The 6,519-nt window shown below is 40.7% G+C and carries 6 protein-coding genes and 1 pseudogene; all 7 read right to left on the minus strand.

From position 1 onward, the window contains the following. Positions 1–268 precede the first annotated feature (268 nt). The 7 genes and pseudogenes from HF850_RS14930 to HF850_RS14970 all read right to left on the minus strand — a co-directional run bounded on the left by HF850_RS14930 (position 269) and on the right by HF850_RS14970 (position 6,475). A pseudogene (locus HF850_RS14930) lies at positions 269–743 on the minus strand (sigma-70 family RNA polymerase sigma factor). Positions 744–826: 83 nt separating this feature from the next. Then, entirely contained in the window at positions 827–1,252 is a 426-nt protein-coding gene (locus HF850_RS14935; RefSeq protein WP_000323895.1) for a sigma-70 family RNA polymerase sigma factor, read from the minus strand. Positions 1,253–1,346: 94 nt separating this feature from the next. Then, entirely contained in the window at positions 1,347–1,856 is a 510-nt protein-coding gene (locus HF850_RS14940) for a sigma-70 family RNA polymerase sigma factor (protein WP_105116765.1), read from the minus strand. Positions 1,857–2,346: 490 nt separating this feature from the next. Beyond that, complete coding sequence (locus HF850_RS14955; protein ID WP_237926097.1) at positions 2,347–2,502, minus strand: cysteine-rich KTR domain-containing protein; 156 nt, start codon at positions 2,500–2,502, stop codon at positions 2,347–2,349. A gap of 69 nt (positions 2,503–2,571) precedes the next feature. Further along, on the minus strand, positions 2,572–4,491 hold the full coding sequence (gene tet(O) / locus HF850_RS14960; protein ID WP_169106217.1) for a tetracycline resistance ribosomal protection protein Tet(O): 1,920 nt from the start codon (positions 4,489–4,491) through the stop codon (positions 2,572–2,574). 366 nt (positions 4,492–4,857) lie between these two features. After that, positions 4,858–5,232, minus strand: coding sequence for a TnpV protein (locus HF850_RS14965; RefSeq protein ID WP_001129922.1), 375 nt, complete (start codon positions 5,230–5,232; stop codon positions 4,858–4,860). Next, positions 5,213–6,475 carry a hypothetical protein gene (locus HF850_RS14970; RefSeq protein ID WP_169106218.1) on the minus strand — a complete coding sequence of 421 codons (1,263 nt, stop codon included), beginning with the start codon at positions 6,473–6,475 and terminating at the stop codon, positions 5,213–5,215. The genes HF850_RS14965 and HF850_RS14970 overlap by 20 nt, the downstream gene beginning before the upstream one ends. Between the last annotated feature and the right edge of the window lie 44 nt (positions 6,476–6,519).

Here is a 6,519-nt window from a genome sequence, read left to right on the forward strand (position 1 = left end):
CTTAATTTTCTGAAAAATTAAAGCTGAAATTAAGAAGATTTTAAACATATAAATAAATTTACTCTTTAAAGCTGAAAGGAGCGTTTCGGCGTTGACTGTCTGTAACTTCTGCATGGCTTTCCTCCTTTCGGGCGGTGTCTTTGTTTTCGTTGCACATAGGCGTTGACCTCCTTAAAAATAGATTTACTCCCACGGAAAAAAGTGAGAGTATGTAATGCCGCCAATCCCACACAAATAAAAAACAGATTTCTTTTTCGGGCGGTGTCGGTCACGGTTGGAGATATTTCTTCAATTTCCGCCTTTACTTTCTCCTTTGCAATCGCAACAGATTTCTGTATTGCCGAAGCGGTGCAATGCTCCATAGCGGCGATTTGGTAAAAATTGAACTCATACTCGTAGTAGAGCAGGAAACGCCGCCTTTGTATCTCTGGAAGGCTCCCAACCGCCTTATAGAGCGTTTCATTCCGTTCTTCCTCAACCATGCGTTCATCAAGGCTCTTAGGCACACGCAACGCCCGTCTGTAAAGGGTTTCGTCCCATACCTCGTTAAACTCCCTGTGCCGCTCGTCCCATTAGAAAAGATTCCTGTTCCTGCGCTCCATCTGCCGAAACTCCATAAAGAACTGTTCCGACACTTCCAACTCGTGGGATTTGCCCTGCCCGTCCTTAAAGCTGATAAAATACCTTGTGCCGCTTTCCGTGGATTCCTCCCGAAGCGTGTATGCCTTAACCCTGTATGCCATCCTGTTGTCCTCCTGCAAAAAATGAGTGAGGGGATTTCCATCCCTCACCCAGTAGCCCGCAGGATGGCAGGCTGTTTTAGAAGCTATAAAATTTTCCGCAGCTTCTTCCGCAGATGGTCTAACCTCGCATAGATGGCACCAGTCGTCAAATGCACAAGCGGGGCAATCTCCTTTGTGGAATACCCCTGCATTTTCAGCAGGACGATTTTCAAGGTACGCCCGTCCACCGTGACTAATACTTGATAGAGATTTTCGCTCTCAATCTCTTCCAGTAACTCCGCAACCGTACCCACTTCCGCCTGCCGCTCCCTGCCTGCCATGTCCTCAAGATATTCCGCAACGTCATTCGTCCATCGGTAAAACCGCCTGTTGGAATTGAAGTCTGCCCTGTCCGCCATGCGTATCTGCTCAATGGTCGCTTCATCAACGCCGCACTCACGCAGCAGCTTTTCCTCCGCTTCTTTCCAGATACGCCATTTCCTGTCCTCCCGTCCGTGGTTGTATGCCATTCTTACTTCCTCCAATCAGAATTGATTGAGAGGGCAGAGAAAAGCCCCCTCATCTTCCCAAAGGAAAAAACAAGGGGGCTGAACGCCTTAAATTTTAATTTTCTATTATCTTTCTTAGTTTTATTAGGATTCTGGCTTTGCGTTTGTTTACAACGCTCTGGGTTATGCCCAACCTCGCCCCGACTTCACGCTCGGAAAGTCCGTCAAAAAAGATTGCCTGTATCAGCTCCTGTTCACTATCCGACAGCAAAGGCAGGGCGGCTTTCAGCCTGTCCACCATGACCGCATTGACAACGGTTTCTGCAATGTCCACCGCTTCATCAGTGATAAAGTCCAGAGGATTCCCCTCGCTGTCCGTAAATCCGTCGAGAGATAGCAGTCTATTCTTTGTATCTAATTTTTGCAGATAACGCCACCGTTCCTTGTCACGGTAGAAGTCTGTGTATTGCTCCCTCACGACTTCAAGCAGACAGCCTTGAATGGGGATAAACAGCTTGTCCATATAGGTCTGGTCGGATTCCCTGCAACGGCAGAACTCCGTGTAGGATAATTCCACATAGCCGCCACTTTCTCTGATATATACCTTTCTTGGTGCATATTTCACCATAAATACCTCCCATCTGAATTTTTGAAATGTAAAAAATCCAGATGGAGAGGCGGAGAACGACACCGCATATCAGAAACAGCCCTACGGCACTTTCCAACAAAAATCGACAAAAGAAAAACCGCAAAGGCTCTGTGACCTTTACGGTTATAGGAAATAGTAATTCTATTGTATGGAGATTGTACTTCTACTTTCAAGGTGAGAAGTACCGTTGCACTGGCAGAAATTTTTTTAACTGGTTTCCTGCCGTTCTCTGATATGCTATGTATTGATAAATTTTGCTTCGTATGAGCAGATAGATAACTGCCCGAAAAAAGGACATAAAAAAATCCCTCCAAATTTAAAAACAAATTCAGAGGGTAATTTAGGGTATAACAAAATAACCCACCCGAATATCGTTTTTTTTATTTGGTGAGTTTGTTCTTTCAAATACGAAACAAAAAGAGCCGATGATTCGTGAATTGTTCCACAATTTCATCGGCTCTGCGTCTTAAGCGTCTGGCTCTTTGATGACAGTTATCTTCAAGTTGTCAACTTTAATCAATCTTTCTTGTCTGCATTTTGGACAATAAAGGGGATAATTCTCCAAAACAGTGTCCTTCCTAATTTTATTACGGGTTTTGCTCCCACAAACAGGACACAATATCCATTAGCATTTCATCATAATTAGTCTCTAATCCTTTCAAATCTCATTTTATATGACTTTTGCAAGCTGTTAAGCTAACTTGTGGAACATATGCCGAACCTTATCTATACGGCTATTCGGGCGGCGGGGTTGGCAAATAAATTTACCAATAGCTGGCTGGTATCCTTTTAACTCTGTCAAGCAGACTCCCTGCCCATTTGTGAAATAAGTTAAATCGTTCCTGTATTCTTGAATACATCTAGCAGGGATTTCTCCTTTCAGAATGACCTCGTCATTCTTTATCTGAGTACTTACAATATCTGCACAATACCTTGGAGCATCATGATACGCCCGTGAGAGATATTCCTGCGGTGCATAAATTTCAAAGTGGAGATATGGCTCTAATAGTTCTGTCCCTGCTTTTTTTAAAGCCTGCTCCAATACGATAGGGGAAAGCAGCCGAAAGTCTGCGGGGGTACTTACAGGACTATAATACAATCCATATTCAAAACAGATTTTACAGTCTGTCACTTTCCATCCATACAGCCCCTGCTCGCAGCCATAAAGAACCCCCTCCATAACCGCATTTTGGAACGATTGATTTAAATATCCAAGTGAAACTCTGCTTTCATACTGCACTCCGCTTCCAATAGGGAGCGGCTCTATGGACAACCCGACAGAAGCCCAGAAAGGATTTGGCGGGACTTCTATGTGGATGGTATATTCTGCTTTTCTAAGCGGTCTTTCCATATATATAACAGTAGGCTCTTTTATTTCTGCCTCCACATGATATTTTTCCTCAAGGATGGCACAAATGACTTCCATCTGCACATTCCCCAAAAAAGAAAGTATAATCTCATGCGTTGTAGTATCCACATAATATTTTAAAAGAGGGTCGACATCTGAAATTTCTGTAAGTGCCCCAAGCAATATTTCCCGCTGTTCAGATTTCTTTACTGCAATCGTTGTTTGGAGCATAGGGAGAGGATTTTCAATAAATTTTCTCTGCGGCAACAGTATTTCGTTCCCCAAAATACTGTTTAGCTGCAAAACATCATTTGGTAAAATTACAATATCACCAGAGCAGGCTGTATCGGATGAATATAATTCACCGTTTGTCGGAACATACATCTCTGTGATTTTTATTTTCTCTTTTTCAGATATTCTAATAACATCCCTCAAATGCAATGTTCCGCTATATATACGCACATAAACAAAACGCCGCCTTTTCTCTGAATATTCAATCTTAAAAACCTGCCCGCATAGTTCAGATTGACCTTCAGGCGTTGATGAATAAAATTTACTGGCAATTACTTCTATAAGCTGCCGAATCCCCAGATTGTTTTTAGCGCTTCCGTGATAAACGGGAAATAACGTTCCGTTTTGGAATCTCCTGTTTTCTTCCTGTTCCAGTTCTGACATTTTAAACGGTTTCCCTGACATATATTTCTCTAATAGTTCATCGTTTCCCATAATTACCGCATCCCACTGTTCCATATCGTCATTGTCCGTTACATTTATATGGGGATGCTGCCCAACCTTTTGCTTCACTATAATTTCCGAAGAAAGCTTTGCTTTCATTTCCCGATATACCATTGGCAAATCAATCCCCTCTTGGTCAATTTTATTGATGAAAAAAATTGTCGGAATCTTCATTATCTGTAGTGCATGAAACAGTATACGGGTCTGTGCCTGTATGCCATCCTTTGCAGAAACTAATAATACTGCTCCGTCTAATACGGATAAAGAACGGTATACTTCCGCCAAAAAATCCATATGGCCTGGCGTATCTATAATGTTGACTTTTACATCCTCCCACTGAAAAGATGTCACTGCTGTCTGGATAGTGATTCCCCTTTGACGCTCCAAATTCATTGTATCTGTCCTTGTTGTGCCTTCATCTACGCTCCCTGGTTCTGCAATTGCACCACTGGTATACAATAAACTTTCCGTTAATGTTGTCTTTCCTGCGTCAACGTGAGCCAGAATGCCTAAGTTAATTATTTTCATGTGATTTTCCTCCTATCAACACCCAAAAAAGGGCATAAAAATACCCAGTTATAAATACTCCTATCACTGGGTAAATAACTCCAATAGCCCCAAAACACTTATATGTTTTCGGGCATATAAAATTACATGATAAAAGTATTCTTAAACTGGGTACAAAAAACTAAGCCCCATATTAAAAGTGAAACGGGACTGCTACTTTTTGTTCCCACTATCAAATTGACAGTTTATTTAAGAATACCTTGCCGCATATTTATTAACTCCTTGTATAATACTGAATCTAATTATATTCCTTAACCCTTTATTTGTCAAGCTGACAAACTAAAGCAGAAAAAGCGGCAGGATTTCCCCCTGCCACTAATCATCTGTTTATGCAAAAATAATTTCCTTTTCCACAATCTCCCTCGCACAAGCCCTTATGTTATTGAGGCATCCTGTCCATTCTAAGGCGTTTTCTGCCTTTAGCTGTTCCGTTATGCCCTGTGCCTGTTTCATACCCTCTATGAGCCTTTCAAAGCGTTCCTGTGCCTGTCTGTTGATGTCGGCAAGGTAGGCGTTTAGCCTGCCGCTTGTAAGAAGATTGGTGTATGTAACTTTACGGTACTGTTTTAGATAATCTAAATGCCGTTGCCCCCAGATGCCTATTGCCTGTTCTTCTTCGGCGGGTACAGTTAAGCACGGTATCAAATAATCCCCTTGCCTTTCGTATTTGCCGCCCAGTTCCTCAAATAATGATTTTGCCATTGTCTGTTACCTCCACATTCTTTTTTATTTTGAATGTCCGCAAAATCCGTCCTACATCAGATGGTCTCCATGGAACATCTATTTCATGCATAGCACAAAGTCTTTCCTGAATATTCGTTCCAGTTCCCATCTTTCCGGTACTACCAATAATAACTCTCTTCTTTCCATTTCTTAGATCTGCAAACATTGCTTCTCTCTGCATATCATTTTTTGCATCATGAATATAGCATATTTCTTCTGATGGTATTCCGGCTGCTACCATCTGTTCTTTTAAATAATCATATACACAAAAAGATGATTTTTTCCCAGGAACCCCAATATCGCAGAACACAATCTGAGTTGCTTTTCTGTCGTTAAATTCCTCATATTTTGCTACTACATTTCTCACACATACATTCAACTTAGAATTCTCATCATTATGCGCTGCCGAATCTATCAGACGAATATCCGTAGATAAAAGTTTTGCATCATGGCAAATTTTTAACATGTTATCTTGAGATGGATCTACCTGATGATTATGTATAGCTTCTGCTCTTGACACAAAGTCATTCATAATAGCTTTAACATCCTCATTTGGCTCACTTTCCACAATAGTAAAACGTCCATTTTTTAGCTTCGGTACTTTCAGATTTAACATCTCCGGAAGTTGAACATCTGCAAATTCGTGAAATAATGTTAAAAGTTCTGGCAAATTCACAAATTTTGCAAATCTGGTTTTTTCACGATATCCACCTCCATCAGGCGTAAGTTCCATACTTGTGACAGTTTCACCAAAGTTAGCTGCCCATGAATCAAAGTGATAGATTCCAAGCTCCTTTAATCGATCCATCTGTAAGTATTTTTGCATAATATACATTTCTCCCATTGTATTACTAATAGGCGTTCCTGTTGCAAAAACAATATTTTTACCAGGCGTCATCTCCTGTATGTATCGAATCTTCAAAAACATGTCCAATGATTTTTTTGCACCATTTGGATTGATACCTGCCACTCTAGTCATCTTCGTAGTAAATGATAAATTCTTATACTCATGTGCTTCATCAAGAAAAATTGCATCCACCCCAAGCTCTTCAAAAGTAATGATATCATCCTTATACCCTTCTCTTTTTAATGACTCAAGTCTTGCTTCTAAACTCTTACGCTGTGCTTCCATCTGTTTTATAGTCCAACGTTCATTATTATTATCTTTTATCTCTGCAATTGATTTATTGTCAGCTCTAAAGAGTAAAAATATTTCGAGCAAATAAATTCCGAAAATGTAATAATTATAGTAAAATTATATAGAGA

Origin of the sequence: Clostridium sp. SM-530-WT-3G (genome assembly GCF_012843905.1) — a bacterium.
Classification (GTDB): Bacteria; Bacillota; Clostridia; order Clostridiales; family Clostridiaceae; genus Clostridium.

Excerpts from the sequence above, each read along its gene's own strand:
- HF850_RS14935 (WP_000323895.1), bottom strand. The coding sequence starts at position 1,252 with ATGGCATACAACCACGGACGGGAGGACAGGAAATGGCGTATCTGGAAA.
- HF850_RS14965 (WP_001129922.1), bottom strand. The coding sequence starts at position 5,232 with ATGGCAAAATCATTATTTGAGGAACTGGGCGGCAAATACGAAAGGCAA.